The sequence below is a fragment of the Amycolatopsis sp. NPDC004625 genome (assembly GCF_040609695.1).
GTDB lineage: Bacteria > Actinomycetota > Actinomycetes > Mycobacteriales > Pseudonocardiaceae > Amycolatopsis.
Genome location: NZ_JBEXKX010000003.1, coordinates 117711 through 144266 on the forward strand (window position 1 = coordinate 117711; position 26556 = coordinate 144266).

Below are 26556 nucleotides of genomic sequence, written 5' to 3' on the forward strand. Positions count from 1 at the left end.
GTCAACCTACCCCGCGTTCCTGTGACCGGTCCGCGAAGGCCTCCGGGGGCGGGCAGGAGCAGACGAGGTTCCGGTCGCCGGTCGCGCCGTCGATGCGCCGGACCGCCGGCCAGATCTTCGGCGTGCCCGTCCCGGCCGGGAACACCGCCGTCTCGCGGCTGTACGGCCGGTTCCAGTCGCCGGTGATGCAGTGCGCGGTGTGCGGCGCCTGCCGCAGCGGCGACTCCGCCAGGGGCCACTCCCCCGTCGCGACGCGCTCGATTTCGCCGCGGATCGCGATCATCGCGGCGCAGAAGCGGTCGAGCTCGGCGCGGTCCTCACTCTCCGTCGGCTCCACCATCAGCGTCCCCGCGACGGGGAACGACATCGTCGGCGCGTGCAGCCCGTAGTCCGCCAGCCGCTTCGCGACGTCGTCCACGGTGACGCCGGTGGCCTTCGTCAGCGGGCGCAGGTCGAGGACGCACTCGTGCGCGACGAGCCCCTCGCGGCCCGCGTACAGCAGCGGGTAGTGGCCGGCGAGGCGGCGGGCGACGTAGTTGGCGTTGGCCACCGCCACGAGCGTCGCCCGGCGCAGCCCCTCGGCCCCCATCATCCGGATGTAGGCCCACGAGATCGGCAGGATCGACGCGCTGCCCCACGGCGCCGCGCTGACCGGACCGACGCCGGTGGCGGGGCCGGCCGCCGGCTGCAGGGGGTGGTTCGGGAGGAACGGCGCGAGGTGCGCGCGGACGCCGATCGGGCCGACGCCGGGCCCGCCGCCGCCGTGCGGGATGCAGAACGTCTTGTGCAGGTTGAGGTGCGAGACGTCGGCGCCGAAGCGGCCGTACTGGGCGACGCCGATCAGCGCGTTGAGGTTGGCGCCGTCGACGTAGACCTGGCCGCCCGCGTCGTGCACCGCCGCGCACACCTCGCCGACGGTGTCCTCGTAGACGCCGTGCGTCGACGGGTACGTCAGCATGATCGCGGCCAGGTCGGCGCGGTGCTCGTCCACAGTGGACTTCAGGTGCGCGAGGTCGATGTTCCCTTCGTCGTCGCAGCGGACGACGACCACGCGCATGCCGGCCATGACGGCGCTGGCCGCGTTGGTGCCGTGGGCGCTGGCCGGGATGAGGCAGACGTCCCGGGCGTGCTCGCCGCGCGAGCGGTGGTGGGCGCGGATGGCGAGCAGGCCCGCGAACTCGCCCTGGCTGCCGGCGTTGGGCTGCAGCGAAACCGTGTCGTAGCCGGTGATCCGGGCGAGCCAGGTGCCGAGATCGGCGACCAGGTCCAGCAGACCGGCGGCGTCTTCGACGGGCGCGAAGGGGTGCAAGCCGGCGAACTCCGGCCAGGTGATCGGTTCCATCTCGGCGGTGGCGTTGAGCTTCATGGTGCACGAGCCGAGCGGGATCATGCTGCGGTCGAGGGCGAGGTCCTTGTCCGCCAGCTGCCGGAGGTAGCGCAGCATGGCGGTCTCCGAGCGGTGCGCGTGGAACACGGGGTGCGTCAGGTACTCGCCCGTCCGGCGCAGCGGGGCCGGGAGGGCGTCCGCGGTGTCCGCGTCGAGCCCGTCCACATCGGACACCAAGACGCCGAACGCCTTCCACACCAGCGAAAGCCGCTCGCGGGTGGTGGTCTCGTCGCAGGCGGCGCCGACGTGGTCGTCGTCGACCGGCCGGAGGTTCACCCCGAGGTCGCGGGCCGCCGCGACGACCGCGGCCGCCCGCCCGGGCACGGTCGCGGTGACGGTGTCGAAGAATTCGCCGTGTCCGACGTCGATGCCGCCCTCGGCGAGGCCGGCGGCGAGCACGGTGGCCATCCGGTGGGTCCGCAGCGCGATCCGGCGCAGGCCGTCGGGCCCGTGGTACACGGCGTACATAGACGCCAGCACGGCCGGCAGGACCTGCGCGGTGCAGATGTTCGACGTCGCCTTCTCCCGGCGGATGTGCTGCTCGCGGGTCTGCAGGGCGAGTCGGTACGCGGGGTTTCCGTCGGCGTCCCGGGACACGCCGACGAGGCGCCCGGGCAGCTGCCGTTCGAGGCCGTGGCGGACGGCGAGGTAGGCGGCGTGCGGGCCGCCGAAGCCGAGCGGGACGCCGAACCGCTGGGTCGATCCGACGGCGACGTCGGCGCCGAGTTCGCCGGGCGGCCGCAGCAGGGTGAGGGCGAGCGGGTCGGCGGCGACCACGACCGCCGCGCCGTGCTTCTTCGCCTCGCCGATGGTGAGGTCGAGTTCGCGGACGGCCCCGGAGGCGCCCGGGTAGGACAGGAGGATGCCGAAGAAGTCGCCGCCGAGCCCGAGCCCGGTCAGTCCTTGGGACAGGTCTTCGACGACGAGCTCGATGCCGAGGGGTTCGGCCCGGGTGCGCAGGACGGCGAGCGTCTGCGGCAGGGTGTCGGCGTCGACGACGAACCGGGCGGACTTCGTTCGTCCGGCCCGCCGCACGAGGGTCATGGCTTCGGCGGCCGCGGTGGCTTCGTCGAGCAGCGAGGCGTTGGCGACGGGCAGGCCGGTCAGGTCGGCGATCGCGGTCTGGAAGGTGAGCAGCGCTTCCAGCCGGCCTTGGGAGATTTCGGGCTGGTAGGGGGTGTAGGCGGTGTACCAGGCCGGGTTTTCGAGGACGCCGCGCCGGAGGACGGGTGGGGTGACGGTGTCGTGGTACCCGAGCCCGATCATCTGCGCCATCGGCCGGTTGCGCGCGGCCAGCTCCCGCAGTTCGGCAAGGGCTTGCGCTTCGGAGGCGGCGGCCGGCAGTTCGAGCGGCTGCGCGGACTCCCGCAGCGACTCGGGAACGGCCCGCTCGGCGAGCTCGTCGAGGGAGGCGACGCCGACAACGTCGAGGATGTGCCGGAGATCTTCGGAACCGGGCCCGATGTGCCGGTCGGCGAAGGGAATCCCTTGTTCCAGGGAGGCGAGTGACGGATCCACGATGGCCTCCTGGTACGGCGACGCCGGGCCGGGACGGCGATGTCCCGGCCTCCCCACTCTGTCCGTACCCATTTCTGGGCGCCTGAGAGTTTCGCCCGTAGGTTGACCCGGGCTTGCACCGTCGGCGGGGCCATCAGGGTGTGTTCTGACGACCCGCTTTCCAGAGGCGTCTCGTCCGCGCGGTCCAGGGTGCCTGAGAGGTTCCGGGGAGGACTTGCTCCTTCGGCGCCGAGCTCAAGGTGTGGCTCGGACTCTCCCGCGCGGATTCGTCGACCGCACGGTGAACCTTACTCCGTCCGCCGCAGCGGTGATCACCCGGTCTTGCGGGCGTTGCGGCGTTGCGTGAGTTCGTCCGGTTCGTGGGTCTCGACGATGCCGCCGTCGGCGCGTTCGGCCGGGAACTCGTGGATGGTGCCGCTGATTTCCTGCATGGCGCCACTGACCGCGATGCCGAAGACGCCTTGGCCGCCCTGGAGCAGGTCGACGATCTCTTCCGGTGACGTGCACTCGTAGACCGTGGTGCCGTCGGAGAACAGCGTGACCCTGGCCAGGTCGCGGACGCCGCGGACGCGCAGGTGGTCGACCGCGACCCGGATGTTCTGGAGCGAGACGCCGGTGTCGAGGAGCCGTTTGACGACCTTGAGGACCAGGATGTCCTTGAACGAGTACAGCCGCTGCGAGCCGGAGCCGTGCGCGGTGCGGATGCTCGGCGCGACCAGCTTGGTCCGGGCCCAGTAGTCGAGCTGGCGGTAGGTGATGCCGGCGATCTGGCACGCCGCCGGACCCCGGTAGCCCACCAGCTCGTCGGGCAGCGAGTCGTCGGGGAACAGTTCTCCCTGCTCACCAGTCGCGACCTCGACAGGCTGCTTCTCGGAACCAGCCTCGACCACGCAAGCCTCCCCTCGCCCGACCTGGCGGCCGGCGAATGACAGCCGGAGGAGTCCCAGGAGCGGGACCCACCGGAGATCAACCGCCACGATCCGGCCCCAGACCGTGAATCACACCGTGGCGATTTACCTCCTTCGACGGTAAGCGTCCGGAGAACACCGGTCAACGCGACGCGCGGCAAGCCTCAACGGTCGGCTGAGCCTTTGAGCCGTTCGCCGTACCCCCTGCGGCGTGATCCAAACACCTTGACCGCTTTTACTCAGCCGAGTAACTTTTTACTCATGCAAGTAAACACCGACCTCATGGCGGAAATGGGGCTCAGCGCCACCGAGGCGGCCCGCCGGGCGCAGATCATCGGCGCCACCATCGGCGTGCTGTCCGACCTCGGCTACCGCCGGACGACGTTCGCCCGGATCAAGGAGCGCGCCGGCCTCAGCAGCACCCGGCTGATCTCGTACCACTTCACGAACAAGGCCGGCCTGATGCAGGCCGTGCTCAGCACGGTCGTCGAAACGAAGCACCAGTTCCTCGCCGAACGCACCGGTGGCGGCCTCGACCCGGCCGACCGGCCCGGTTACCTGCGGGCGCACATCGAGACGTCGGTGGCGTTCCTGCGGGCGTACCCGGAGTGCGTCCGGGCGCTGTCGGAGCTGGCCGCGAACGCCGACGACGCCGACGGCTGGGTGATGACGAAGGTGCTGGTCGACGACCTGCGCGTGCACGGTCTGGCCCGCCAGCTCAAGCAGGGCCAGTCCGAGGGCGTGTTCGGCGCCTTCACGCCCGAGGTGATGGCGATGTCGATCGCGCAGGCCGTCGACGGCGTGGCCGCGGCCTACGCGGCCGACCCTTCGCTGGACATCGAAACGTACGGGCGCGAGGTCGCGGACGCGTTCGTCAAAGCGACGGCGCCGTGAGGGCGCGGTCGAGGCGGTCTTCGATGCGGGCTTTCGGGAACGCGCCGACGATCGTTTCGACCGGCTCGCCGCCGCGGAAGAGGATCATCGTCGGCAGCGACATGACCTGGTAGGAGCGGGTGGTCCCGGGGTTCTCGTCGGCGTTGATCTTGCGGACGACGAGCTCGCCGTCCCGCTCGGCGGCGAGCTGTGCCAGCACCGGGCCGACCATCCGGCAGGGGCCGCACCAGGTGGCCCAGAACTCGACGAGCACGGGAACGTCGCCGGCGAGGACCTCGGCGAAGGTGGCATCGGTGACGTCGCTGACTGCGGACATGGGGTTCCTTCAGGGGCGTGGGGATTCGGGCACGACACACGGATCGGGTGCCTGGCGGGCCAGGGCGGCGGCGAGTTTCGCGGCCAGTTCGCCGCGGATGCCGCCGAGGCGGGCGAGGAGGGCGTCGGCTTCTTCGAGCTTGCGCCGGTAGACCTCGATCGAGTTCGCGCAGGAGTCGCCGGTCTCGTGGCCGCTGCGCAGGCATTCGACGAAGGGGCGCGTCTCCTCGAGGGTCAGGCCGACCGTCTGGAGGGTCTGGATCTCGTGGACGAGCTGGAGGTCGTCCTCGTCGTACTCGCGGTAGCCGTTCGCCGAGCGACGGGCCGCGAGGAGGCCCTGGTCCTCGTAAAACCGCAGCGCACGAGTGGTGACCCCGGTCCGCTGCGCCAGTTCTCCGATCCGCATACCCCGACGCTAGACGTTGACGCCAACGTCAAGGCAAGGCAAGCAAAACGCCTCAGCCCGGGAGGACGCCGGGGGTCCGGGGGCGGAGCCCCCGGGCGGGGTCTGGGGGTTGCACCCCCAGAGAACACGGCGGGGAGCTCTTGGCGAGCGCTTTCCGCGAGCACACCTCGCCCGAGCTCTCCCCACCCCTCAGGTGTCGGCGCCGCGGAAGTCTTCCGGGGAGACCGAGTCGAGGAACTCGCGGAACTTCTCGACTTCGTCTTCCTGCTCGTCCGGGATGATCAGGCCGGCTTCCTCCAGCACCGAATCCACGGCGTGGATGGGCACCCCGATCCGCAGGGCCAGCGCGACCGAGTCGCTCGGCCGGGCGGACACCCGGATGTCGCCGTCGAAGACGAGCTCCGCGAAGAACGTGCCTTCCTTCAGGTCGGTGATGACGACCTGCTCGAGCTCCCGGCCGAGTGCTCCGATGACCTCTTTCAGCAGGTCATGCGTGAGCGGGCGGGCCGGCCGGACCCCTTGCTGCTCCAAGGCGATGGCGGTGGCTTCGACCGAGCCGATCCAGATCGGCAGGTACCGTTCGCCTTCGGTTTCCCGCAGCAACAAGATCGGCTGATTCGCGGGCAGCTCGACCCGCACACCGACGACGCGCATTTCGCTCATCGGGCTTCGCCTCCCTCTCGTGCACACGGGCTGCAGCGCCGAAACGGTTCCGCGCCGCCACTGTCGACGCTACCCGTCATCCGTGCGCTGTGCTCGCTGTCCGGACTCTCTCGGTTCGCCTGCCGCAAACCCGTGCCTTCACGGTACGGCATGCGGTGCCGAACATTCAGTCATTGACACGGGACCGCAAAGAGGATCTCACTGCCCCGTTATCGATCAACACCCGGCGACGCCGCGGATTCCGGCCTTGACGAGCAGCGTGTGCAGGGTCACGGACAGCGCCGCGAGCTCCCGCACCACCTCGTCGGCCCGGGACTTGGCCTCCGGGTCGCGGTGCCGGTACACCGGCGTCACGATCTGCTCCAGCAGCCCGACCTCGCGGTCGGCCGCGGCGCGGAAAGCACGCAGGTGTCTCGGTTCGATCCCGAATCCGGTCATCGCCTTCACGGTCCGCGCGACCAGCACCGCGTCCGGGTCGAAGAACCCGGCGGGACCGGGCCGGACCAGGCCGTACTGCTGCAGCTCGGCCAGCGCGGCCGCGTCGATGCCCGCCTGCTCCAGGAGCTCCTCCTGGGTCAGGCGCAGCTCCTTGCCCGTGGCGAAGTCCGCCGCCTCGGGCAGGCCGACGTTCTCGGCCGGTGCGTCGATGGGCACCAGCCGGCGCGGCGGGCGGGGCAGGTCCGCGGCGGGCGCGTTGCCCGAGTCCGCCGCGTCCAGCTGTTCCTTGATGACCTTCAACGGGAGGTAGTGGTCCCGCTGGGCGGCCAGGACGAACCTGAGACGCTCCACGTCCGCCGCGGCGAACTGCCGGTACCCCGACGGTGTCCGGCCCGGCTGGACCAGGCCTTCCGCTTCGAGGAACCGGATTTTGGAGATGGTGACATCGGGGAAGTCGCCGCGCAGCTGCGCGAGAACGGCCCCGATGCTCAACCCGTCACGTTGTGGCCGTCCGGCCGCCGTCACTGCGCCCCCTGGCCCCCGTGCCCCGGGCCGGTCAGGAAGACCAGGCGGAACTTCCCGATCTGCACCTCGTCGCCGCCGGCGAGCACGGCCTGGTCGACCGGCTCGCGGTTGACGTAGGTGCCGTTGAGGCTGCCGACGTCGATGACGACGAACTCGCCGCCCTCACGCCGGAATTCGGCGTGGCGGCGGGAGACCGTGACGTCGTCGAGGAAGATGTCGCTGTCCGGGTGCCGCCCGGCGCTGGTGGTGTCGCGGTCGAGCAGGAACCGCGAACCCGCGTTCGGCCCGCGCTTCACGACCAGCAGGGCCGAACCCGGGGGCAGGGCGTCGACCCCCTGGACCGGGGCTTCCGGGGCGGGCTCGCGACCTTCGGCTTCGGCCAGGAAGTCGGCCCGGAAGACAGAGGTCCGCTCCGGAGACTGCTCCGGGGGAACGCCGCCGGGCCCGTCGTTCGTGCTCACCTGAGCTCTCCTCCACACATGCTGTGTTGCCAGTACTCAAGAACGTGTAGCTGCCAACGTACCGTGCCTGATCGATTCTCCGAGCCCCGGCTCCCCGAACCGGCGGAGCGGGCTTCAGCCCTTGGTCAGGGCGTCGTACGCCTCGGCTTCGAGCAGGGCTTCGAGGCCGGCCGGGTCGTCGAGCCGGATCTCGATCAGCCAGCCCTCGCCGTAGGGGTCGCTGTTGATCAGTTCCGGCGAGTCGGCGACGCCGTCGTTGACCGCGACGACCTCCCCGTCGACCGGTGCGAACAGCTCGGAGACGCTCTTGGTCGACTCGACCTCGCCGAAGACGTCGCCCGCGCTCACCTGCCTGCCGACCTCGGGCAGGTCGACGAACACGACGTCGCCGAGCTGGTCCTGCGCGTACTCGGTGATGCCCACCCGGACGAGCGTCTCCTCGCGGGTGGCGACCCACTCGTGGTCCTCGGTGTAGCGAAGCTCTTCAGGAGCGGACACCGCGGGTCCCCTTTCATGCCCTCACTGGCGAAACGTGCTGCGCGAAGTCTTACACCCACACGGCCCAGCCGCCCGCCACGACCCGGCGGAAGCTCACTCTCCGGCTTCGCGGAGCGCGTTGCGCGCCTGCACGACGTAGAGGACACCGGACCAGACGTAGAGGACGGCGCCCCAGATGGTGAAGGCGTACCCGATCGGCCGCGCGACCGCGGCGACGTCGGAGCCACCCTGCGCGAGCAGCAGGAACGGGAAGGCGTACATCAGGACGAAGGTCGCCCCCTTCCCGAGGTAGGTGACCTCGGGCGGCGCGAACCCCCGCCGGCGCAGGGTGATGACGCAGACGCCGAGCACGGCCTCCCGCAGCACGAGCGGCACGACGACCCACCACGGGATGATGTCGCGGACCAGGAAGGCGACGAGGGTGGCGAGGATGTAGAGCCGGTCGGCGGCGGGGTCGAGCAGCTGCCCGAGGCGTGACATCTGGTTGAGCCAGCGGGCCAGCTTGCCGTCGAGCCAGTCGGTGAGGGCGCTGAACACGAGCAGCGCGAGGGCCCAGCCGTCTTCCCGCGGGCCGAGCAGCAGCCAGAGGAACACCGGCACGCCGGCCAGCCGCAGCAGGGAGAGGATGTTGGGGACGTTGAGCGCCTGCCGCAGCAGGGAGGGCTCGGCGGCGGCCTGAGCGGCGGGTTCGGGGGCGGCTGTGCTCACGGGGTCATTAAACAGCGGAGGGGCGCGGGGGCGCCCGGTGGTGCGGGGCGGGCGGGTGCCGGACCTGGGGCGGGGCTGGTGCCGGGTCCCCGCGGTCCACGCAAGATCCGTTCGCCGCACCTACACCGATCGAGTGTCGGCAGTTCACTATCAGTGGCCTGGCGGGGCCCGGGGAGCCACCCGACCGCCTTCCGGCAGGCGAACCCCGGCCGCCGAGGGCGGACAGGTACCGGTTGCGGAGTTCCCACCGGCCCCGATCCCCCCTGGCGGCCCGGGCGACTCAGCTCGCCCGGCGGTGGCTCCACCCGCGGCGCTGCAGTTCCGCGCTGCTCAGCGCCTCGGGGCGGCCTCGGTAGTCGGTGCCCATCCAGCGGGCTCGGCCCGCGCGGCCCTCGAGCACGTACGGGCGGCCGCAGCACCAGACCACGGTGCACGGGACGGTCGGCGGACTGGACGGGTCTTCGGTGCTGGTCACAGCGTTGGCGTTCATCGCTCTCACGGATTTCGGGACGGGTTCGGGGACGGGGAAGCTCGTCGGCCTCCACCAAGATCTTCGGCGCGCGAGGCCGGATTGTTAACGGCCGCGGCCGGAATTAGACCGATCGATTCTTGATGACAGCGGGAGGTTTCGGAGCGTGAACGGAATGTTAATTGTCCATTGTGGACATCAGTTCGGCGGCCACCGGACCGGGGCGCCACCCCGCTGGAGTAATCTCCGGCACACCCGTGGGCGCGTCGATCCGCGGGGCCCAGGCCGGGATGGGCCAGAATGACCGGGCCAGCCAGCCGGGGAGGAAGGATCGCGGTGCCCCACCCGACCACCACGAAGACGTGGCTCGTGGCCTGCCTCGCCCTGCCCGTGCTCGCGGCCTGCTCCGGCGCCCCGGCCGCGCAGGCGCCACCCGCGCCGTCGTCCCCGACCGCCGCCGCGTCCGAGGCGGCACCCACCGGCACTCCCCCACCCCCGCCCGCCGCCACCGACGGCTCGGCCGCGCCCGCTCCGGTGTCCAAGCCGTCCGGGCCGCCGCCGCCGGTGCCCGGCTCCTGCGGCACGGTGACCGCCGCCAGCGGGCTGACGCTCTACGTGTTCGACAGCGGCTCCGCCGGCGTCAGCTGCGTCGCCGCGACGAAGCTCGTCGGCGACTTCCACCGCAAGATCGCCGGGCGCCAGGGCGCCGGCTCGAACGACGCCGTGAACGAGACCGTCGACGGCTGGCTGTGCGCCTCCGGGCCGCCGGCCGCCCAGGGCGGCACCACCTGCACCAAGGGCGAGCAGACGGTGTTCGCCGCCGTCGTGCCGTCCGAGTGAGAACCCGTTCCGTCCGCTCCTGAAGGGCCCATGAAGACTCTCGCGTACCCCCTGCTGCTCGTCGCCGCGGCCGCCGCACTGGCCGGCTGCGGTGGCGGCGACCCCGCGCCCGCCGCGCCGTCCTCCTCCGGTGCGGCCGTGCCCGCGGCCGCCGCGGCGGCCGCGTCGACCGCACCCGGCGTGCCGTGCGGCGACGTCACCGGCGCGGCCGGCGCGAAGACGGCGGTCGTCGCGCACGGCCAGGTCGACTGCGCCGCGGCGGCGAAGCTGCTGACGGACTACTTCGCCAAGCTGACCCCGGCCGAGGCCGCCTCCGCCGACGGCCCCGGCCCGGTCGCGATCGGCGAGTGGACGTGCGGCAGCGCGGCGAACGACCCGGTGACCGCCTGCTCGACCGAGGACGGCCGCCAGGTCGAAGGCACCCGCAGCTGACGTCAGGACTTCAGGTCGGGAAAGTCCTCTTCGCGGTACTCGGTCCCTTCGCCGCGCTTCGGGTCGCTCTCGCGACCGCGCAGCTCGACACGGCGGATCTTGCCCGAAATCGTCTTCGGCAGCTCCGCGAACTCGAGCCGCCGGATCCGCTTGTACGGCGCCAGGTGCTCGCGGCAGTGGGCCAGGATCGACCGGGCCGTCGCCGCGTCCGGGGCGAAACCGGCCGCCAGCACGACGTACGCCTTGGGCACCGCGAGCCGGATCGGGTCGGGGGCCGGGACCACCGCCGCCTCCGCCACCGCCTCGTGCTCGATCAGGACGCTCTCCAGCTCGAACGGTGAGATCCGGTAGTCCGACGCCTTGAACACGTCGTCGGTGCGCCCGACGTAGGTGATGTAGCCGCGTTCGTCGATCGAACCGACGTCACCGGTGTGGTAGAAGCCGCCGCCGAAGGCCGCCGACGTGCGCTCGTCGTCGCCGGTGTAGCCGGTCATCAGGCCCACCGGCCGGTGCGCGAGGTCGAGGCAGATCTCGCCCTCCGACGCGCGCTCGCCGCTGACCGGGTCGACGAGCGCCACCACGAACCCGGGCAGCGGACGGCCCATCGACCCCGGCACGACCTCCTGGCCGGGCGTGTTGGCGATCTGGACGCTGCTCTCCGTCTGGCCGAAGCCGTCGCGGATGGTCACGCCCCACGCCTTCTCGACCTGGTCGATCACCTCGGGGTTGAGCGGCTCCCCCGCGCCCACGACCTTGCGCGGCGGGGTCTTCAGGGCCGTCAGGTCGGCCTGGATGAGCATCCGCCAGACCGTCGGCGGCGCGCAGAAGCTGGTGACGCCGCACCGGTCCATCTGGGCCATCAGCGCGCCGGCGTCGAACCGGTTGTAGTTGTAGAGGAACACGGTCGCCTCGGCGTTCCACGGCGCGAAGAAGTTGCTCCACGCGTGCTTGGCCCAGCCGGGCGAGGAGATGTTCAGGTGGACGTCGCCGGGCTCGAGCCCGATCCAGTACATCGTGGACAGGTGGCCCACCGGGTACGAGACGTGCGTGTGCTGCACCAGCTTCGGCTTCGCCGTCGTGCCGGAGGTGAAGTAGAGCAGCAGCGGGTCGGCGGCCTTCGTCGGGCCGTCCGGGGTGAACTCCGGCGACTCGGCGAACGCCGCCGAGTACGCGTGCCAGCCCTCGACCGGCTCCCCCACCGCGATCCGCGTGTAGGCACCCTCGACGCCGTCGAACTTCGGGGCGTCCACCGAGCGGACCACGACGTGCTTCGCCGCGCCGCGCTCGACGCGGTCGGTCAGGTCGGCCGGGCCCAGCAGCGTCGACGCCGGGATGATCACCGCGCCGAGCTTGATCGCCGCGAGGATGGTCTCCCACAGCTCGCCCTGGTTGCCCAGCATCAGGATCAGCCGGTCGCCGCGGCGGACGCCGAGGTCGCGCAGCCAGTTGGCGACCTGGTTGGACCGGCCCGACATCTCCGGGTAGGTCCAGCGGTTCTCCCGGCCGTCCTCCTCGACGATCCACAGCGCGTACCGCGCGGCGTTGGCCGGGTCGTGCGCGACGACGTCGAACCAGTCGATCGCCCAGTTGAACTCGTCGAACTCCGGCCAGGCGAAGTCGCGGTAGGCCGTGTCGTAGTCCTCGCGGTGGGCCTGCAGGTAGTCCCGCGCGACGCGGAACGCGTGGTGGACGTTCACGCTGCCTCCTTCTACTCGCCCTTGAACTCCGGCGGGCGGCGTTCCATGAACGCCTGGACCGCCTCGCCGAGGTCCTTGCTGGGCAGGAACGCCGAGTTCCACGCCGCGACGTACCGGAGGCCGTCGGCGACCTGGCGCTCGGTGTTCGCCGCCAGTACCTGCTTCGTACCCTGCACCACCAGCGGCGGGTTCGCAGCGATCTCCCCGGCGAGTTCCCGCGCGGCCTTCAGCAGCGCGTCCTGGCTTTCGTAGACGTCGTTGACCAGGCCGATCTTCTCGGCGCGGGCGGCGTCGACGTCCTTGCCGGTGAGGGCGAGCTCGCGCAGGTGGCCCTCGCCGATGATCGAGGCGAGCCGCTGGAGGCTGCCGAGGTCCGCGACGATCGCGACGCGCACCTCGCGGACGCTGAACTTGGCGTCGGCGCTGGCCAGGCGGACGTCCGCGGCGGCGACGACGTCGACCCCGCCGCCGATGCACCAGCCCGAAACGGCCGCGACGACCGGTTTGCGGCATTCCGCGATCGAGCTGACCGCCGCCTGCAGCGACCGGACCTGGTCGAGGAACGCCGTGCGCGGGCCGGCGAGGTTGTCCCCGCCCAGCATCGGCGCCCAGTCGCCCATCATCGCGGGCAGGTCGAGACCGTAGGAGAAGTGCGCACCGCTGCCGGTGAGGACCACGGCCCTGACCTGCGGGTCGGCGTCCAGCGTGCGGAACACCAGCGGCAGCTCGCGCCAGAAGTCCGGCCCCATCGCGTTGCCCTTCGACGGGCCGAGAAGCGTCACTTCGGCCACAGGGCCGTCGACGTCGACCTTGAGGGAGACGAGGTCGGGCAGACTGTCAGCAGTAGCGGTCATGGGGTCATCTTGACCCATGCCCGCGGCGACCCGCCATTGGCACCTTGTCAATTGACCCGCGCGTCACTGTGCCGACGGGGTCCGGGGATGCTTTCCTGAAAGGGACTCACACCACGACACGGGGAGGACGGTGGGACATGAGCCCGGCCAGCGCGACCGCGATCGAGCCCGACCCGCCGCCCGCACCGGCGCGTCGGGCATCCCGCCCGATCGAACTGACCGGTTCGTTCGACCACGAGGGGCACCGGCTCTGGTACACCGAGTTCGGCAGCGGCGACAAGGTCGTCGTGCTGACGCACGGCATCATGCTGACCCGCCGGATGCACGCCCCGCTGGCCCGCCGGCTGGCCCGCGCGGGGTTCCGGGTGGTCACCCTGGACCTGCTCGGCCACGGCGACTCCGACCGGCCGACCGAGTCCTGGCTGTACTCGATGCCGTCGTTCGCCGAGCAGACGTTGGCGCTGCTGGACCACCTCGACGTTCCGTCGGCGGTGATCGGCGGGACGTCCCTGGGTGCGAACGTCTCGCTGGAGGTGGCGGTCTCGGCGCCTTCGCGCGCCCGGGGCCTGATCGTCGAAATGCCGGTGCTGGACAACGCGATCGTCGCCGGGCTGGTGACTTTCGCCCCGCTGCTGATGGCGGCCCGGTTCCTGCCGTTCACCGTGCAGGCGGTGGCGCTGGCGGCGTCGGTGGTCCCGCACGGCAACCAGTGGGTCGACGTCGTCACGGACACGCTGTCGCAGCGCCCGGCCCCGATGGCGGCGCTGCTGCACGGCGTGCTGTTCGGCCGGATCGCGCCGCCGAAGGCGGTCCGCCGCAAGATCACCACCCGGGCGCTGGTGATCGGCCACCAGGGCGACCCGATCCACCCGTTCGGCGACGCGGACACCCTGGCGGTCGACATGCCGGACGCGGAGTTCGTCCAGGCCCGCAGCCCGGTCGAGCTCCGCCTGGACCCGACCCGCCTTTCGGACGCGATCCGCGACTTCGCCACCACCTGCTACGACGACTGACTCGCGTGATTCCGGTCAGGACACCGGGGCGAGGCCGGCGACCGGGCCGATCACGATCACCGCGGGTGGGCGGACCGCCGCGGCCGCCGCGTCCGTGACCACCGTGTCCAATGTGGACCGGAGGGCGCGCTGGGTGCGCATCGTGCCGTCCTCGATGATCGCGACCGGGGTGTCCGCCGGGCGGCCGCCGTCCAGCAGCGCCTTCGCGAACTGCGGGAGGCGCTCGACGCCCATCATCAGGACGATCGTGCCCTTCATGCGGGCCAGCAGGTCCCAGTCCACCAGGGACCGGTCGTCGCCGGGGGCGACGTGGCCGGAGACCACCACCACCTCGTGGGCCACGCCGCGGTGGGTCACCGGGACGTCCGCCGCCGCCGGGACCGCGAACGCGCTCGTGATGCCCGGGACCATCGTCACCGGGACGCCGGCCTCCGCGCAGGCCAGCACCTCCTCGAAGCCGCGGCCGAACAGGTACGGGTCGCCGCCCTTGAGGCGGACGACGAACTTGCCCTCCTTGGCGCGCTCGATCAGCGTGCTGTTGATCACGTCCTGGCTCGCCGCGCGGCCGTACGGGATCTTCGCCGCGTCGACGATCTCCACCTCGGGCGCGAGCTCGTCGAGAAGCTCGCGCGGCGCCAGCCGGTCCACCACGACGACGTCCGCGCGCGCCAGCAGGCGGCGGCCGCGGACCGTGACCAGCTCCGGGTCGCCCGGGCCGCCGCCGACCAGGGCCACGCCGGGCAGCGTGCCCTCCGGGTGCGGGGTGCGGCCGTCCTCGATCGTGCCGTTGTGCAGGCCGTCGAGCATCGAGTCGCGGACGGCCGCCGACCGCAGCGGCTCGCCACCCGACAGCACGCCGAACAGCAGGCCGCCGTGCCGTCCGGACGCCGGGGTCACCGCGGAACCGGACTCGCCCTCGTCGGCGCGGACGCAGAACACCCGCTCCCGCTCGGCCTCGGCGCAGATGGCCGCGTTCGCCTCGGGGTCGTTCGTGCAGGCCAGCGCGTACCAGGCATCGCGAAGGTCACCGGGCTCGTAACGGCGTTCGTGCCAGACGAGCTCTCCCGCGTCCACCATCCCCTGCACCGACGGCGTCGTGTGCGGCGACACCAGTTCGACGCGGGCCCCGGCGCTGATCAGGCGGGGCAGCCGGCGCTGGGCCACGGACCCGCCGCCGAACATCACGACGCGGCGGCCGGTGAGCTGGAGGCCGGAAAGGTAGTGCGGGTCGTCCATGGCCGGGAGTTTATTGGCGGTTCACCCCGGCGCCAGCCCAGCGTGGGTCACGCCACGCGGAACACCGGCCCGCGGGCCACGAAGGGCAGCCGCGCGCCCCGCGGCACGAGGTACGCGTGCTCCCGCCGCGGCCGGACGTGGTCGCAGTACGCGTCGGTGATGATCAGGATCGGCCCGTCCGCCGGGAAGTCCGGCGCGCGCTGCAGCAGGTCGACGCCGGGCTGCAGGATCGTCCCGCCGCGCCCGCGGACCTTGACCCGGCCCGCGATGTCCTCCACCGCCAGGTACCCGGCGTCGTAGGCGACGGCGTCGCAGAACACCACCCGAGCCGCCGGGACGTCCCGGGCCAGTGCGTACGACGCGATCGCGCCGAGGGCCTTGCCGAGCAGCTCGGCGTTCATCGACCCCGACGTGTCCAGCACGACGCCGAAGGTGACGCGCCGGTCGAGACGTTCCGGGCGGACCCGGCCCGGGCGCGGGATGTCCGGCGTCGCCGACTGGCGGCGGGACGCCCGCGCGTAGCTGCGCACCGGCAGCTCCACCCGGACGTGCTCGTCGAACCAGCGCGCCAGCTGCGCGTCCCACGGCAGGGGCGGGTGGTCGAGCGCCCGGATCTCCTGCTCCAGGCCGGCCGGCAGCAGCCCCCGGCCCTGGGCGTGGTGGTACTCGAGGCCCTGGGTGAGCGCCCGGCGGTAGAACTCGTCGAGGTCGACGCCCTGGACGCGGTCACCCCACGGCATCGGCCGCGCGGTGCGCCGCGACGACCGGCGCTGCGCGGACTCCGGCTCGGACAGCCAGTCGCCCAGCACGTCCCCCGCCTCGCGCGAGCCCAGCGTGCGCAGCTTGCGGGCCCGGCGCAGGTCGGTGGTCAGCGTGTCGTACACCGACTCCGCCGACATCCCGGTCAGCTGCTGGTCGTGCAGGCCGCCCTCGGGCAGCTCGCCGACGCCCATGGCGACCAGCCAGCCGTTGATCACGTAGTCGCACGCGACGTTCCACAGGTAGGGCTCGCGGCCCAGCGCGCGGCGGTCGTGGCGCAGGGCCGCGTGCAGCATCTCGTGCGCCAGCACGAACCGCCACTCCTCCGCCGTCAGGGCGGCACCCGGGTTGACGTGGATCTCGCCGTGCTCGGCGTCGACCGCGGCCACGGCGATGTCCCAGGCGCGGACGACCTCGACGTCGACGACCAGGGTGAACCCGGACGCGACCGCACCGAGCAGCGGGAACGACGAGACGAACCAGGACAGCGCCCGGTCCCACTCCCCCAGCGCCCGCCGGTGGCGCGCCTGCCCGCGCGCGTCGGCGGCGCGTTCCATCGCTTCGGTGGCCGAGGCGATCAGCCCGCGGGCGAACCGCTCGGTCCACGGCGTCGGCTTCCCGTGGTACTGCACCTGCCAGCGGCTCATCGGCTCCGCGAGCGCCAGGCACGGCCGGCCGGTGCCCAGGTCGGTGAACGGCACCGGGACGCCGGTCTCCCGCCAGGCGCGGGTCAGGGCCGGCTCGTCGGTGCCCGGGAGCTCGGGCAGGTCCAGGACCGGGGTGCCGACGTGGACGGCCTCGGCGAACCGGTGCACGGCCACGCAGCACGCGGCGGCGTAGGCCGGGTCGAGCTCGCGGCCGGGCATGACGGCTTCCGCCTCGGTCAGCAGGTCGTCGTCGAGGTGGCCGAGACCGAGGTGCAGCAGCAGGTGCGCGAACACCCAGGCCCACTCGCCCGCTTCGGCGTCGCGGGTGCGGTTCGGCGTGATCATCCCGCGGTCGGTGACCACGGCCCAGCCGCCGGTGCTCTCGGTGCTGAGGCTCGCCCCGCGGGCGAGGTGGTCCAGGACGGTGTGCGAGCGCGCCCGGCCCCAGCCGTCGGCGATCGCCTGGTTCCGGCGTTCGCGGCGCTTCGCTTCGACCCGGGGGTTGCTCATGCGCGCGCCGCCACCAGCCGCGGCAGGTCGCGGGCCGCTTCGACCAGGAACCACGACGGCAGCCGCGGGTTCCCGGCCTCGTCGTCGGCGATGACCAGCTGCGCCATCTCCAGGGAGATTTCGGCCAGCTCGACGAGCAGGCTCTTCGCGCGGAACGCGAACTGGCGCACGGCCGCCGACGCGTGCCGCTTGTCCGCGGGCAGGTCCTTGACCAGCCGGGCGCGGAAGGTCTCGGCGAGGAAGTAGAGCAGGTCGCGGTCGGCCGGCTCGGCGGGCCAGCGCGCGTCGCCCTTGAGGATCGCCTCCAGGTCGAAGGCGTGCCGGGCCACCTTGAGGTACGCGCGGAACGCGCCCGCGTGCGCCGGGGTGAGGGTCGCGTACGCCAGCAGCGCGATCGTCTCGTCGTCGGCCGGATCGCCGGCGGAGTGGAGCAGATCCGAGAGCATGTGCCAGGACCGCGGCGTCGAAAACGGTTCCTCGGTCTTCGGCGGCGGGCTCCACAGGTGGTCCGGGCGCTGGGTGAGGTACTCGATCACCCACGGGTGGATGGCGTTCCCGGCGGCCCAGGCGAGCCAGTCGCCCGGCGCGGCCCGCAGGTGGACGTGCACCAGGCGGTTCACCAGGGCCGAGGCCATCGGCCGGGCCAGCGCCTGGTCGGTGGCGCGGTTGCCGGCGCCGATCACGACCGAGCCCGCCGGCAGCTCGTAGGAGCCGATGCGGCGGTCGAGGATCAGCGAGTAGAACGCCTTCTGGACGTCGGGCGCGGCGGCGTTCAGCTCGTCGAGGAACAGGCAGTACGGCTCGTCGCGGGCGATCTGCTCCGGCGGGCAGAACCGGCTGCGGCCGTCGACGATCTGCGGGACGCCGATCAGGTCCTCGGGCGCGAGCTGGGTACCGAGCAGCGACACACAGTCGAGCCCGAGCGACACCGCGAAGTCGCGCACCAGCGAGGACTTCCCGATCCCGGGCGCGCCCCAGAGGAACACCGGCCGGACGACGGCGGTGGTGAGCAGGACTTCGGGCAGCCGGGCGGGCGTGACCGTGAGCTGGGCGTGCAAGCGTGGACCTCCTGTCTCAGGACATCCCGTGCGACGCCCCCTTTCGTGCGCCCATGATCGCGCGCCACCCGGCTTCGCGCATTCGAATTTCAGCCGGCGCGGCCCGCCGACGGGTACGGCAGGAGAGCCATCTCGCGCGCGTTCTTGATCGCCGTGGCGACCTGTTTCTGTTGCTGCGGCGTCAACCCGGTCACCCGGCGGGCGCGGATCTTGCCGCGGTCGGAGACGAACTTCCGCAGCAGTTCGGTGTCCTTCCAGTCGACGTGGGTGATCTTGTTGGCGTGCAACAAGTTCACCTTGCGCTTGGCCGGCCGGTCGCGGTGCGGTTTCGGCATCCGGCTCACCAGCTCGACTTCGCGACGCCGGGCAGCTCGCCGCGGTGCGCGGCCTGCCGCACCTTCACCCGCGACAGCCCGAACTTCCGGAGGTAGCCGCGGGGACGGCCGTCCGCGGCGTCCCGGTTCCGGATGCGGGTCGGGCTCGCGTCCCGCGGCAGTTTCTGCAGCGCGACGACGGCCTCGGCCTTCTCGCGCGGCGACGAGCCCGGCGAGGCGATCACGGCCTTGAGCGCGCGACGGCGTTCGACGTACCGCGCGGCGACCCCCTTCCGCTGCTCGTTCTTGGCGATCTTGGACTTCTTGGCCATCAGCGCTCTTCCTTGAAGTCGACGTGCCTGCGCGCCACCGGGTCGTACTTGCGCAGGACCATCCGGTCCGGATCGTTCCGGCGGTTCTTCTTCGTCACGTACGTGTAGCCGGTGCCCGCGGTGGACCGCAGCTTGATGATCGGCCGGACGTCGGTGCTCTTCGCCATCACAGCTTCACCCCCTTCGCCTTCAGCTCGGCGACGACGGCCTCGATGCCGCGCTTGTCGATCGTCTTCATGCCCTTGGCGGAGACGCGCAGCCGCACCCAGCGGTTCTCGCCCGGCACGAAGTACCGGCGGTTCTGCAGGTTCGGCTCCCAGCGCCGGGACGTGCGGCGGTGCGAGTGCGAAACCTGCTTGCCGTAGCCCGGCTTGCGGCCGGTGACCTGGCACACGGCGGACAAAGGCCCTCCCGAGTTGATAGTGGTTTTCGTTTTCAGTTACTGTAGCGCACCATACCCCGCCGGCATTCCTGGAGCCCTTGTGACCCACCACCCCCGCGTCCCGCTCGTCCTCGTGAGCGGCCTCGCCACCGGCCCGAGCGCCGAACTGGCGGAGCTGCTGCGCGCCGCCGGGCCGGGCACCGCCGTCGTCCACCACGACCTGCGCGAGATCCACTCCGGTGTCGTCCGCCGCCGCCTGAAGCTCGGCGAACGCGACGAGCTGACCGTCCTCGAACTGGCCCACGGCTGCGTGTCCTGCACCCTCCGGGAGGACCTGCTGCCGCTGCTGCGGCGGCTGGCCCGGCGCCCGGAGGTGACCCGGATCGTCGTCCGGCTCGACGAAGCCATGGAGCCGGAGCCGGTGAGCTGGGCGATCACCCACGTCCTGGTCGGCGACCACCCGGTGGCCGGCGACGTCGACCTGCGCGCGGTCCTCACCGTCGTCGACTGCGCGAGCTTCCTCGCCGACGCGACCGGCGAGGACGAGCTGGCCGACCGGAACCTGCAGGGCAGCCCCGAGGACGAACGGACCGTCGCCCAGGTCGCGCTGAGCCAGGTGGAGTTCGCCGACGTCCTGGTGCTGGCCGGCGCGGCCGCCGACGCGTGGACCGCGGCGAAGGCGTCCGCGGTGCTCGACCGGGTCGCGCCGTCGGTCCCGCGGGTCGAGCTGGCGCGGGCCGACGGACACAGCGTGCTCGACGCCGTGCCTCCGGACGCCCGCCGCGGCGAAGTCACCGACATGCACGGCGCCCTGCTGCGGGGCCAGCCGCCGGTGCACGTCGACTGCGGCATCGGGCTGGTCACCTTCACCGCGCAGCGGCCGTTCCACCCCGGACGCCTGCACGACGCCCTGGACGTGCTGCTCGACGGCGTCGTCCGCACCCGCGGCCGCGCCTGGGTGGCCAGCCGGCCCGACGTCGCGTTCTGGATCGAGTCGGCGGGCGGCGGGCTGGGCATCGGGCACGCCGGACCGTGGCTCGCCGCCCCGGACGGTCCGAAGTGGACGGACGTCTCGCCGGAACGGCGGACGCTGGCGTCCCTGCGCTGGCACCCGGTGCACGGCGACCGCGCGCAGGAACTCGTCGTGGTGACGGACCGGACAACGCCCGACGAGATCGACGCGGCCCTGCGCGGCGCTCTCCTGACCGACGAGGAACTCGCGGCCGGGCAGGAAGCGTGGCGGCACTACCCCGACCCGTTCGGGGACTGGCACGAAGAACCGTGCGAGGACACCGAACCCGACCCGGCGCGGCACTCCGCGGCGAACCGAAAGGAAGACCGATGAAGACCGGAATCCACCCGAATTACCACCCTGTGGTGTTCAAGGACTCGTCGACCGGCGACGCCTTCCTCACCCGTTCCACCATCGCCTCCGACCGCACGATCGAGTGGTCCGACGGCCGGACCTACCCGCTGGTCGTGGTCGACATCAGCGCGTGGTCGCACCCGTTCTGGACCGGCACCCAGCGGATCATGGACAGCGCCGGCCAGGTCGAGAAGTTCCACCGCCGCTACGGGAAGCGGGGCACCCGCTGATGGCCGTCCCCAAGCGCAGGGTGTCGCGCAGCAACACGCGCTCCCGGCGCGCGCAGTGGAAGGCCGCCGTGCCGGACCTGGTACCGATCAAGGTCGACGGCGAGGTCCGGCTGGTTCCCCGCCGGCTGATGAAGCACTTCCACGCGGGGTGAGCGTTCCGGTCACCGTCCTGTCCGGCTTCCTCGGCGCGGGCAAGACGACGCTGCTCAACCACATCCTCGCCGGCCGGGCGGGCCTGCGGGTCGCGGTGATCGTCAACGACATGAGCGAGGTCAACATCGACGCCGCGCTCGTCCGGTCGCGGGAGCGGCTTGTGGAACTGACCGACGGGTGCATCTGCTGCACCCTGCGGGAGGACCTCCTCGAGGAGGTCGCGGCCCTGTGCGCGGACGGCCGGTTCGACCACGTGCTCATCGAGTCGAGCGGCATCTCCGAGCCGATGCCGGTGGCGGCGACGTTCACCTTCCTGGACGCCGTCGCCCACCTCGACACGATGGTGACGGTGGTCGACGCGGCGAACTTCGCCCGCGAGCTGGCGGCCGGCGACTCCCTGGTGGAGCGGCGGCTCGACCAGTACGCCGGCGACGAGCGGACGGTCAGCGACCTGCTGGTCGACCAGATCGAGTTCGCCGACGTCCTGTTGCTGAACAAGACGGACCTGGCCGGTCCGGCCGAGGTCGACCGGCTGGTGGCGGCGCTGCGGCGGCTCAACCCGGCCGCCGACGTCGTCACGGGCCGCTTCGGGAAGGTGCCGCCGGAGCGGGTGTTCGGGACCGGCCGCTATGACGCCGTCCGGGCGCAGGAGGCGCCGGGCTGGGTCGCCGAGCTGAACGGCGACCACGTGCCGGAGACCGAGGAGTACGGCATCTCCAGCGTGGTCTTCCGCGCGGACCGGGCGTTCGACCCGGTGGCGCTGTGGGCCTTCGTGACCCGGCGGCTGGACTCCGGCGAGTTCGGGACGGTGCTGCGGTCGAAGGGGTTCTTCACGCTGGCGTCCCGGCCCGGGGTGACCGGGCTGTGGTCGCAGGCGGGCACGGTCGCGCGGTTCGAACCCCAGGGCGTGGCGGCGGCACCGCGGCAGGAACTGGTGTTCATCGGCGTCGACCTCGACGGGCACGCCCTCCTCGCCGCGCTGCGGGACTGCCTCGGGCAGGCGAGCGGGCCGGACCCGTTCCCCGGGTGGGAGTTCGGCCAAATCCGTTGACGGCGGCGGGAAACTGGCCGTATGGACGGGCGCCGGTACCTGGAGAAGCTGATCGCCGACGGCCTGGGCGCGGGGCGGGGGCAGCCGGCCGCCGGGCGGCTGAGCGGGTTCGACCGGCGGGAGATCCGTGGGGTGGCGATCGGCCTGGTGGCCGCGGGAGCACTGGCGCGGGAGGACGCCGACCGGATCCTCGCCGACCTCGACGTGACCCTGCAGCGGTCCGGCCGGCTCAAGGTGGTCCACGCGGAAGCTTCGGCCAGGGCCGAGGCAGTGGCCACGAGTATGGGCGCCGAGCGGCCCGAATGGCGTGAAGCGATCGAGACGCCGCCCGCGCCCGTGCTGCGGCACGTGGTTTCGCTGGCGGGCCGCAGCTGCACGGTCGGCGAGCTGACGGCGCAGCTGGTGAGCCTGGAGGTGTGGTCCACCCTCGTCGTCCTGACCATGGCCCACGACGGCGTCGATCCGCGCCGGATGCGGGAGCACTGGGCCCTCCGCACGCGCTGGCGCGGGTGGGACGACGCCGGCACCCGGTACCGCGGCGGCGGGGGTGGCGGGTCCGGGTCCCACGGCCTGCTCGTGGAGCGGCGCACCTTCGAGCCCGGCCCGCCGGCGGAGGCCCGGGTGCTGACCCTGGCCGCCGAGTCCGAAGGCGGCGAGGTCACCGTCGAGGTCCCGCTCGGCTGACCCCTCCCGCGGCTGGGGGTGGGGGGGTAAGCGGAGTACGTAGGGGCGTGTCGACACACCAACGGCCGGGGGGGCCGCGGCGACGGCGCTGGCGAAGGCGATGATCGACGCGGACCTGCTGGCCCCGGCGGCCAAGCTGCGCACGCTGCTTACCACTCACGACCGGCGGGGTCAGTGGTCGTCGTAGTGGTCCTCGTGGACCGCGTGGCGGTGGCCGTCGTGCAGGTAGTCGACGTGGTCGCCGTGCGGGACCGCGATGTGGCCGCACCCGTCGCCGTGGGTGTGGTCGTGGCCGGCGTGGGGCACGTGCCCGAAGACCTCGCACTCGTCGAAGTGGCCGTCGTGGGCCCGGTGCAGGTGCCCCTCGTGCACGTAGTCCACGTGGTCGCCGTGCGGGACCGCCGCGTGGCCGCAGCCGGCGCCGTGGGTGTGGTGCTCGTGGCCGGCGTGGCGCACGTGCGGGTCGGTCATCGGCGGTCCCTCTCTCGGTGTGTCCACTTCGGACGGTAACACCGGACCCGGCGGCCACGGCGGGCGAAAGGTCCCGGCTCACCCGATAGCGGCGGTTCCGTCCGGGTTGATCAACCCAGGTTTATCAGTCTAGGTTGACGATCGTGACGGACGAGGAGCTCCTCCAGGCGAGTGCCGACCTGCGGGTCGCGCTCGGCCGGCTGGTCCGGCGGTTGCGCCAGGGGTACGTCGTCGGCGAACCGACGCTGCCCGAACGGTCGGTGCTGTCCCGGCTCGACCGGGAGGGCCCGGCCACGCCCGGGTGCCTCGCCGACCTCGAACGGGTCAAGCCGCAGGCCATGGGGGTCACCCTGGCCGGGCTGGTCGAGCGGGGCCTGGTCGAGCGGCACAAGGACGACTCCGACGGCCGCAAGGTGCTGATGTCGGTCACCGAAGCCGGCGTCAAGCTGCTCACCGACCGCCGTTCGGCGACCACGCGGCGGATGGCGGCCGCGCTGGCCGAGCAGTTCACCGAGGCCGAGCGGCACGAGCTGGTCACGGCCATCCCGCTCATCGAACGGCTGGCGGACCGCCTGTGAACTACAAGTGGGTCGCGCTGTCCAACACCACGCTCGGCGTGCTGATGTCCGCGCTCGACGGCTCGATCGTGATCATCTCGCTGCCGGCGATCTTCCGCGGCATCGGGCTCGACCCGCTCGCGCCCGGCAACATCGGCTACCTGCTCTGGATGATCCTCGGCTACCTGCTGGTGCAGGCCGTGCTCGTGGTGACGCTCGGGCGGCTCGGCGACATGTTCGGCCGCGTCAAGATGTACAACGTCGGCTTCGTCGTGTTCAGCGTCGCGTCGGTGGCGCTGTCGTTCGACCCGTTCCACGGCGGCAGTGGCGCGCTGTGGCTGATCGGCTGGCGGGTCGTGCAGGCCGTCGGCGGGTCGATGCTGACGGCGAACTCCGCGGCCATCCTCACCGACGCCTTCCCGGCGCACCAGCGCGGCATGGCGCTGGGCGTCAACCAGATCACCGCGCTGGCCGGGCAGTTCCTCGGCCTGGTCGTCGGCGGCCTGCTGGCCGAGATCGACTGGCGGGCGGTGTTCTGGGTCAGCGTGCCGTTCGGCCTGCTCGGCACGCTCTGGTCGATCCGCAGCCTCCGCGAGGTCGGGACACCGCAGCGGGCGAAGGTCGACTGGGGCGGCAACGTCACCTTCGCGGCCGGAACCGCGCTGGTCCTGGCCGCGATCACCTACGGCATCCAGCCCTACGGCGGCGCGGCCACCGGCTGGGGCAACCCGTGGGTGCTCGGCGGGATCGGCACCGGGGTGCTGCTGCTCGTCCTGTTCGGCGTCATCGAGACCCGGGTCGCCACGCCGATGTTCCAGCTTTCGCTGTTCAGGATCCGGGCGTTCGCCGCCGGCAACGTCGCCGCGTTGCTGACTTCGGTCGCACGTGGTGGCATGCAGTTCATGCTCATCATCTGGCTGCAGGGGATCTGGCTGCCCCTGCACGGCTACGACTACGAGCAGACGCCCCTGTGGGCCGGGATCCACCTGCTGCCGCTGACCGTCGGGTTCCTGGTCGCCGGGCCGGTGTCCGGGTACCTGTCCGACCGGTTCGGGGCCCGGCCGCTGGCCACCGGCGGCCTGCTCCTGGTCGCGGTGGCGTTCTTCGGGCTGCTGGCGCTGCCGGTGGACTTCCCGTACCCGGCGTTCGCGGGCCTGCTCGTGCTCAGCGGGATCGGCCAGGGCATGTTCGCCGCGCCGAACACCTCGGCGATCATGAGCAGCGTCCCCACCGAGCAGCGCGGGGTCGCCTCCGGCATGCGGGCGACGTTCCAGAACTCCGGGACGTCCCTGTCCATCGGCGTGTTCTTCTCGCTGATGATCGCCGGGCTCGCTTCGTCGCTGCCGCAGACGCTCACCGGCGGCCTGCAGGCCCACGGCGTCCCGGCGCCGGTCGCCGACGGCGTCGCGCAGCTCCCGCCGGTCAGCACGCTGTTCGCCGCGTTCCTCGGCAGCAACCCGGTCGGGCACCTGCTCGGCCCGGACGTCCTGGCCGGCCTGTCCCCCGCCGACCGGGCGACCCTCACCGGCGGCGAGTTCTTCCCGCGGCTCGTCTCCGGCCCGTTCCACCACGGCCTGGCGGTCGTGTTCACCGCGGCCGCCGTGATGGCGGTCGTCGCCGCGATCGCGTCCGCGTCCCGCGGCAGGCGGTACGTCCACCCGACCGAACGAGCGAAGGAGAACCGATGACCGACGAAATCGTCGCCGGAACCGTCACCATCACCGGTGACGGCGGGGACGAGCTCGAGGCCTACCTGGCCAAACCGACCGACGAGACCCCGCGCGGCGGCGTCGTGGTGATCCACCACCTGCCCGGCTACGACGCGGCGACGAAGGAGATGGTGCGCCGCTTCGCAGTCGAGGGCTACAACGCGCTCTGCCCGAACCTGTACACGCGCGAAGCACCGGGCGCGGACCCGGACGACGCGGCGGCGACGGTCCGCGCGGCGGGCGGCATCCCCGACGACCGCCTGGTCGGCGACGTCTCGGGCGCGGCGGACTACCTCCGCGCGCTGGAGAACGCGAACGGCCGCGTCGGCGTCATCGGGCACTGCTCGGGTGGCCGCCACGCCTTCCTGTCCGCGTGCTCCCTGGACCTCGACGCGGCGGTGGACTGCTACGGCGCCTTCGTCGTCAACGACCCGCCGGAGGCCATGAGGCGGATGAAGCCGCTGCTGGGCCTGGCCTCGCAGCTGTCGTGCCCGCTACTGGGCATCTTCGGCGCCGAAGACCAGTTCCCGGGCCCGGACGAGGTCGCCGTGCTGGCGGCCGAGCTGGAGAAGCTGGGCAAGGAACACGAGTTCCACACGTACGCGGGCGCGGGGCACGCGTTCTTCGCCGTCGACCGCCCGAGCTACCGCCCGGAGGCCGCGAAGGACGGCTGGGAACGGATTCTCGCCTTCTACGCCCGCACGCTGACCGCCTGAGAGGACTCCCTTATGTGCACGTACCTGACGGAGAAGTTCGCGCTCGAGGGCAGCGGCAAGGGGGCTCGCGGCTGGTTCCGGCTGAGCGAGGGAACCGTGTACGTCGACCACCCGGTGCACGCGCCCTACGCGCACACGGTGAACATCGACTTCCGCGCCCCTTCTCTCGGCGCCTCGGCCCGGGTCGCACTCGAACTCACGGAAGAGGACGCCTTGGCTCTCGCGGACGCCATCCACGCGGCCGTCAAGTCCGCGCCCGCGGGCCTGGCCTCCCGCGACCAGTAAGCGGTCGTGGGGGGGGGAAAAATTGTTGAGAAAGTTTTGAGAGAAACACGGGGGGGTGATGGGGGCGGGG

The 26556-nt window shown here is 72.2% G+C and carries 33 protein-coding genes and 1 riboswitch; of the genes, 13 read left to right on the plus strand and 20 right to left on the minus strand.

The window, feature by feature from the left end:
• Position 1 precedes the first annotated feature (1 nt).
• Positions 2-2905 carry an aminomethyl-transferring glycine dehydrogenase gene (gene gcvP, locus ABZW17_RS04290; RefSeq protein ID WP_354809487.1) on the minus strand — a complete coding sequence of 968 codons (2904 nt, stop codon included), beginning with the start codon at positions 2903-2905 and terminating at the stop codon, positions 2-4.
• Positions 2906-3075: 170 nt separating this feature from the next.
• Positions 3076-3174: riboswitch (glycine riboswitch) on the minus strand.
• 42 nt (positions 3175-3216) lie between these two features.
• Positions 3217-3795: a MerR family transcriptional regulator gene (locus ABZW17_RS04295; RefSeq protein ID WP_354809489.1), complete on the minus strand. Its 579-nt coding sequence runs from the start codon at positions 3793-3795 to the stop codon at positions 3217-3219.
• Between the two features lie 300 nt (positions 3796-4095).
• Between ABZW17_RS04295 and ABZW17_RS04300 the strand changes: the two genes are divergently transcribed.
• Positions 4096-4707: a TetR/AcrR family transcriptional regulator gene (locus ABZW17_RS04300; protein ID WP_354809896.1), complete on the plus strand. Its 612-nt coding sequence runs from the start codon at positions 4096-4098 to the stop codon at positions 4705-4707.
• Here the strand turns inward: ABZW17_RS04300 and trxA are convergent.
• From trxA to ABZW17_RS04340, 8 genes are all read right to left on the minus strand, one after another.
• A complete protein-coding gene (gene trxA / locus ABZW17_RS04305; protein ID WP_354809491.1) occupies positions 4688-5023 on the minus strand; it encodes a thioredoxin in 336 nt (111 codons plus the stop codon). The two genes, ABZW17_RS04300 and trxA, sit on opposite strands and share 20 nt — an antisense overlap.
• Before the next feature lie 9 nt (positions 5024-5032).
• Positions 5033-5428: a MerR family transcriptional regulator gene (locus tag ABZW17_RS04310; RefSeq protein ID WP_354809493.1), complete on the minus strand. Its 396-nt coding sequence runs from the start codon at positions 5426-5428 to the stop codon at positions 5033-5035.
• Positions 5429-5617: 189 nt separating this feature from the next.
• Positions 5618-6091, minus strand: a complete 474-nt coding sequence (locus ABZW17_RS04315) for a bifunctional nuclease family protein (protein WP_004559569.1) — start codon at positions 6089-6091, stop codon at positions 5618-5620.
• 216 nt (positions 6092-6307) lie between these two features.
• A complete protein-coding gene (locus ABZW17_RS04320; protein ID WP_354809495.1) occupies positions 6308-7054 on the minus strand; it encodes a MerR family transcriptional regulator in 747 nt (248 codons plus the stop codon).
• A complete protein-coding gene (gene garA / locus ABZW17_RS04325) occupies positions 7051-7515 on the minus strand; it encodes a glycogen accumulation regulator GarA (protein ID WP_004559567.1) in 465 nt (154 codons plus the stop codon). The genes ABZW17_RS04320 and garA overlap by 4 nt, the downstream gene beginning before the upstream one ends.
• Positions 7516-7629: 114 nt before the next feature.
• Positions 7630-8013, minus strand: coding sequence for a glycine cleavage system protein GcvH (gcvH, locus tag ABZW17_RS04330; protein ID WP_004559566.1), 384 nt, complete (start codon positions 8011-8013; stop codon positions 7630-7632).
• 93 nt (positions 8014-8106) lie between these two features.
• Entirely contained in the window at positions 8107-8721 is a 615-nt protein-coding gene (locus ABZW17_RS04335) for a CDP-alcohol phosphatidyltransferase family protein (RefSeq protein ID WP_354809498.1), read from the minus strand.
• Between the two features lie 280 nt (positions 8722-9001).
• Positions 9002-9211, minus strand: coding sequence for a hypothetical protein (locus ABZW17_RS04340; RefSeq protein ID WP_354809500.1), 210 nt, complete (start codon positions 9209-9211; stop codon positions 9002-9004).
• A 315-nt stretch (positions 9212-9526) separates the two neighbouring features.
• Between ABZW17_RS04340 and ABZW17_RS04345 the strand changes: the two genes are divergently transcribed.
• Together ABZW17_RS04345 and ABZW17_RS04350 are read left to right on the plus strand one after the other, a co-directional pair.
• Positions 9527-10030 carry a hypothetical protein gene (locus ABZW17_RS04345; protein WP_354809502.1) on the plus strand — a complete coding sequence of 168 codons (504 nt, stop codon included), beginning with the start codon at positions 9527-9529 and terminating at the stop codon, positions 10028-10030.
• Positions 10031-10060: 30 nt separating this feature from the next.
• Positions 10061-10462, plus strand: coding sequence for a hypothetical protein (locus ABZW17_RS04350; protein ID WP_354809504.1), 402 nt, complete (start codon positions 10061-10063; stop codon positions 10460-10462).
• 2 nt (positions 10463-10464) lie between these two features.
• Here the strand turns inward: ABZW17_RS04350 and ABZW17_RS04355 are convergent, their stop codons facing one another.
• Together ABZW17_RS04355 and ABZW17_RS04360 are read right to left on the minus strand one after the other, a co-directional pair.
• The gene (locus tag ABZW17_RS04355; RefSeq protein ID WP_354809505.1) at positions 10465-12159 is read right to left on the minus strand and encodes an AMP-binding protein; all 1695 of its coding nucleotides are present in this window, start codon (positions 12157-12159) and stop codon (positions 10465-10467) included.
• Positions 12160-12170: 11 nt separating this feature from the next.
• A complete protein-coding gene (locus ABZW17_RS04360) occupies positions 12171-13013 on the minus strand; it encodes a crotonase/enoyl-CoA hydratase family protein (protein WP_354809507.1) in 843 nt (280 codons plus the stop codon).
• Positions 13014-13150: 137 nt separating this feature from the next.
• Here ABZW17_RS04360 and ABZW17_RS04365 point away from each other — a divergent pair, with 137 nt between their 5' ends.
• Positions 13151-14026, plus strand: coding sequence for an alpha/beta fold hydrolase (locus ABZW17_RS04365; RefSeq protein ID WP_354809509.1), 876 nt, complete (start codon positions 13151-13153; stop codon positions 14024-14026).
• 15 nt (positions 14027-14041) lie between these two features.
• On the opposite strand, the gene cobA is transcribed toward ABZW17_RS04365, so the two are convergent.
• The 7 genes from cobA to rpmB all read right to left on the minus strand — a co-directional run bounded on the left by cobA (position 14042) and on the right by rpmB (position 19285).
• On the minus strand, positions 14042-15262 hold the full coding sequence (cobA, locus tag ABZW17_RS04370) for a uroporphyrinogen-III C-methyltransferase (RefSeq protein WP_354809511.1): 1221 nt from the start codon (positions 15260-15262) through the stop codon (positions 14042-14044).
• 47 nt (positions 15263-15309) lie between these two features.
• A complete protein-coding gene (locus ABZW17_RS04375) occupies positions 15310-17178 on the minus strand; it encodes a hypothetical protein (RefSeq protein ID WP_354809513.1) in 1869 nt (622 codons plus the stop codon).
• Entirely contained in the window at positions 17175-18236 is a 1062-nt protein-coding gene (locus ABZW17_RS04380) for a MoxR family ATPase (RefSeq protein ID WP_354809515.1), read from the minus strand. Before ABZW17_RS04380 ends, ABZW17_RS04375 begins: the two co-directional genes overlap by 4 nt.
• A gap of 89 nt (positions 18237-18325) precedes the next feature.
• On the minus strand, positions 18326-18580 hold the full coding sequence (gene rpsR, locus ABZW17_RS04385; protein ID WP_354809516.1) for a 30S ribosomal protein S18: 255 nt from the start codon (positions 18578-18580) through the stop codon (positions 18326-18328).
• Positions 18577-18882 carry a 30S ribosomal protein S14 gene (gene rpsN, locus ABZW17_RS04390; RefSeq protein WP_354809518.1) on the minus strand — a complete coding sequence of 102 codons (306 nt, stop codon included), beginning with the start codon at positions 18880-18882 and terminating at the stop codon, positions 18577-18579. Before rpsN ends, rpsR begins: the two co-directional genes overlap by 4 nt.
• A complete protein-coding gene (gene rpmG / locus ABZW17_RS04395; protein WP_354809520.1) occupies positions 18882-19049 on the minus strand; it encodes a 50S ribosomal protein L33 in 168 nt (55 codons plus the stop codon). The genes rpsN and rpmG overlap by 1 nt, the downstream gene beginning before the upstream one ends.
• Positions 19049-19285 carry a 50S ribosomal protein L28 gene (gene rpmB, locus ABZW17_RS04400; protein WP_354809522.1) on the minus strand — a complete coding sequence of 79 codons (237 nt, stop codon included), beginning with the start codon at positions 19283-19285 and terminating at the stop codon, positions 19049-19051. Before rpmB ends, rpmG begins: the two co-directional genes overlap by 1 nt.
• 79 nt (positions 19286-19364) lie before the next feature.
• Between rpmB and ABZW17_RS04405 the strand changes: the two genes are divergently transcribed.
• Genes ABZW17_RS04405 through ABZW17_RS04425 form a run of 5 tightly spaced genes read left to right on the plus strand, consistent with a single transcriptional unit; the run spans position 19365 to position 22748 of the window.
• Positions 19365-20609: a GTP-binding protein gene (locus ABZW17_RS04405; protein ID WP_354809524.1), complete on the plus strand. Its 1245-nt coding sequence runs from the start codon at positions 19365-19367 to the stop codon at positions 20607-20609.
• The gene (locus ABZW17_RS04410) at positions 20606-20860 is read left to right on the plus strand and encodes a type B 50S ribosomal protein L31 (RefSeq protein ID WP_354809526.1); all 255 of its coding nucleotides are present in this window, start codon (positions 20606-20608) and stop codon (positions 20858-20860) included. Before ABZW17_RS04405 ends, ABZW17_RS04410 begins: the two co-directional genes overlap by 4 nt.
• On the plus strand, positions 20860-21012 hold the full coding sequence (gene rpmF, locus ABZW17_RS04415; protein WP_354809528.1) for a 50S ribosomal protein L32: 153 nt from the start codon (positions 20860-20862) through the stop codon (positions 21010-21012). Before ABZW17_RS04410 ends, rpmF begins: the two co-directional genes overlap by 1 nt.
• A complete protein-coding gene (locus tag ABZW17_RS04420) occupies positions 21009-22064 on the plus strand; it encodes a GTP-binding protein (RefSeq protein WP_354809530.1) in 1056 nt (351 codons plus the stop codon). Before rpmF ends, ABZW17_RS04420 begins: the two co-directional genes overlap by 4 nt.
• A 21-nt stretch (positions 22065-22085) precedes the next feature.
• Entirely contained in the window at positions 22086-22748 is a 663-nt protein-coding gene (locus ABZW17_RS04425; RefSeq protein ID WP_354809532.1) for a hypothetical protein, read from the plus strand.
• A gap of 171 nt (positions 22749-22919) precedes the next feature.
• On the opposite strand, the gene ABZW17_RS04430 is transcribed toward ABZW17_RS04425, so the two are convergent.
• Positions 22920-23219 carry a hypothetical protein gene (locus ABZW17_RS04430; RefSeq protein WP_354809534.1) on the minus strand — a complete coding sequence of 100 codons (300 nt, stop codon included), beginning with the start codon at positions 23217-23219 and terminating at the stop codon, positions 22920-22922.
• A 143-nt stretch (positions 23220-23362) separates the two neighbouring features.
• Here ABZW17_RS04430 and ABZW17_RS04435 point away from each other — a divergent pair, with 143 nt between their 5' ends.
• The 4 genes from ABZW17_RS04435 to ABZW17_RS04450 are packed head-to-tail and all read left to right on the plus strand — an operon-like array spanning position 23363 to position 26486.
• Positions 23363-23797, plus strand: coding sequence for a MarR family transcriptional regulator (locus ABZW17_RS04435; protein ID WP_354809536.1), 435 nt, complete (start codon positions 23363-23365; stop codon positions 23795-23797).
• Positions 23794-25464 (plus strand): MFS transporter, encoded by a 1671-nt coding sequence (locus tag ABZW17_RS04440; protein ID WP_354809538.1) that lies wholly within the window; start codon positions 23794-23796, stop codon positions 25462-25464. Before ABZW17_RS04435 ends, ABZW17_RS04440 begins: the two co-directional genes overlap by 4 nt.
• Positions 25461-26201, plus strand: coding sequence for a dienelactone hydrolase family protein (locus ABZW17_RS04445; protein ID WP_354809540.1), 741 nt, complete (start codon positions 25461-25463; stop codon positions 26199-26201). Before ABZW17_RS04440 ends, ABZW17_RS04445 begins: the two co-directional genes overlap by 4 nt.
• Before the next feature lie 12 nt (positions 26202-26213).
• Positions 26214-26486 carry a DUF6295 family protein gene (locus ABZW17_RS04450; protein WP_354809542.1) on the plus strand — a complete coding sequence of 91 codons (273 nt, stop codon included), beginning with the start codon at positions 26214-26216 and terminating at the stop codon, positions 26484-26486.
• The last annotated feature ends 70 nt before the right edge of the window (positions 26487-26556 follow it).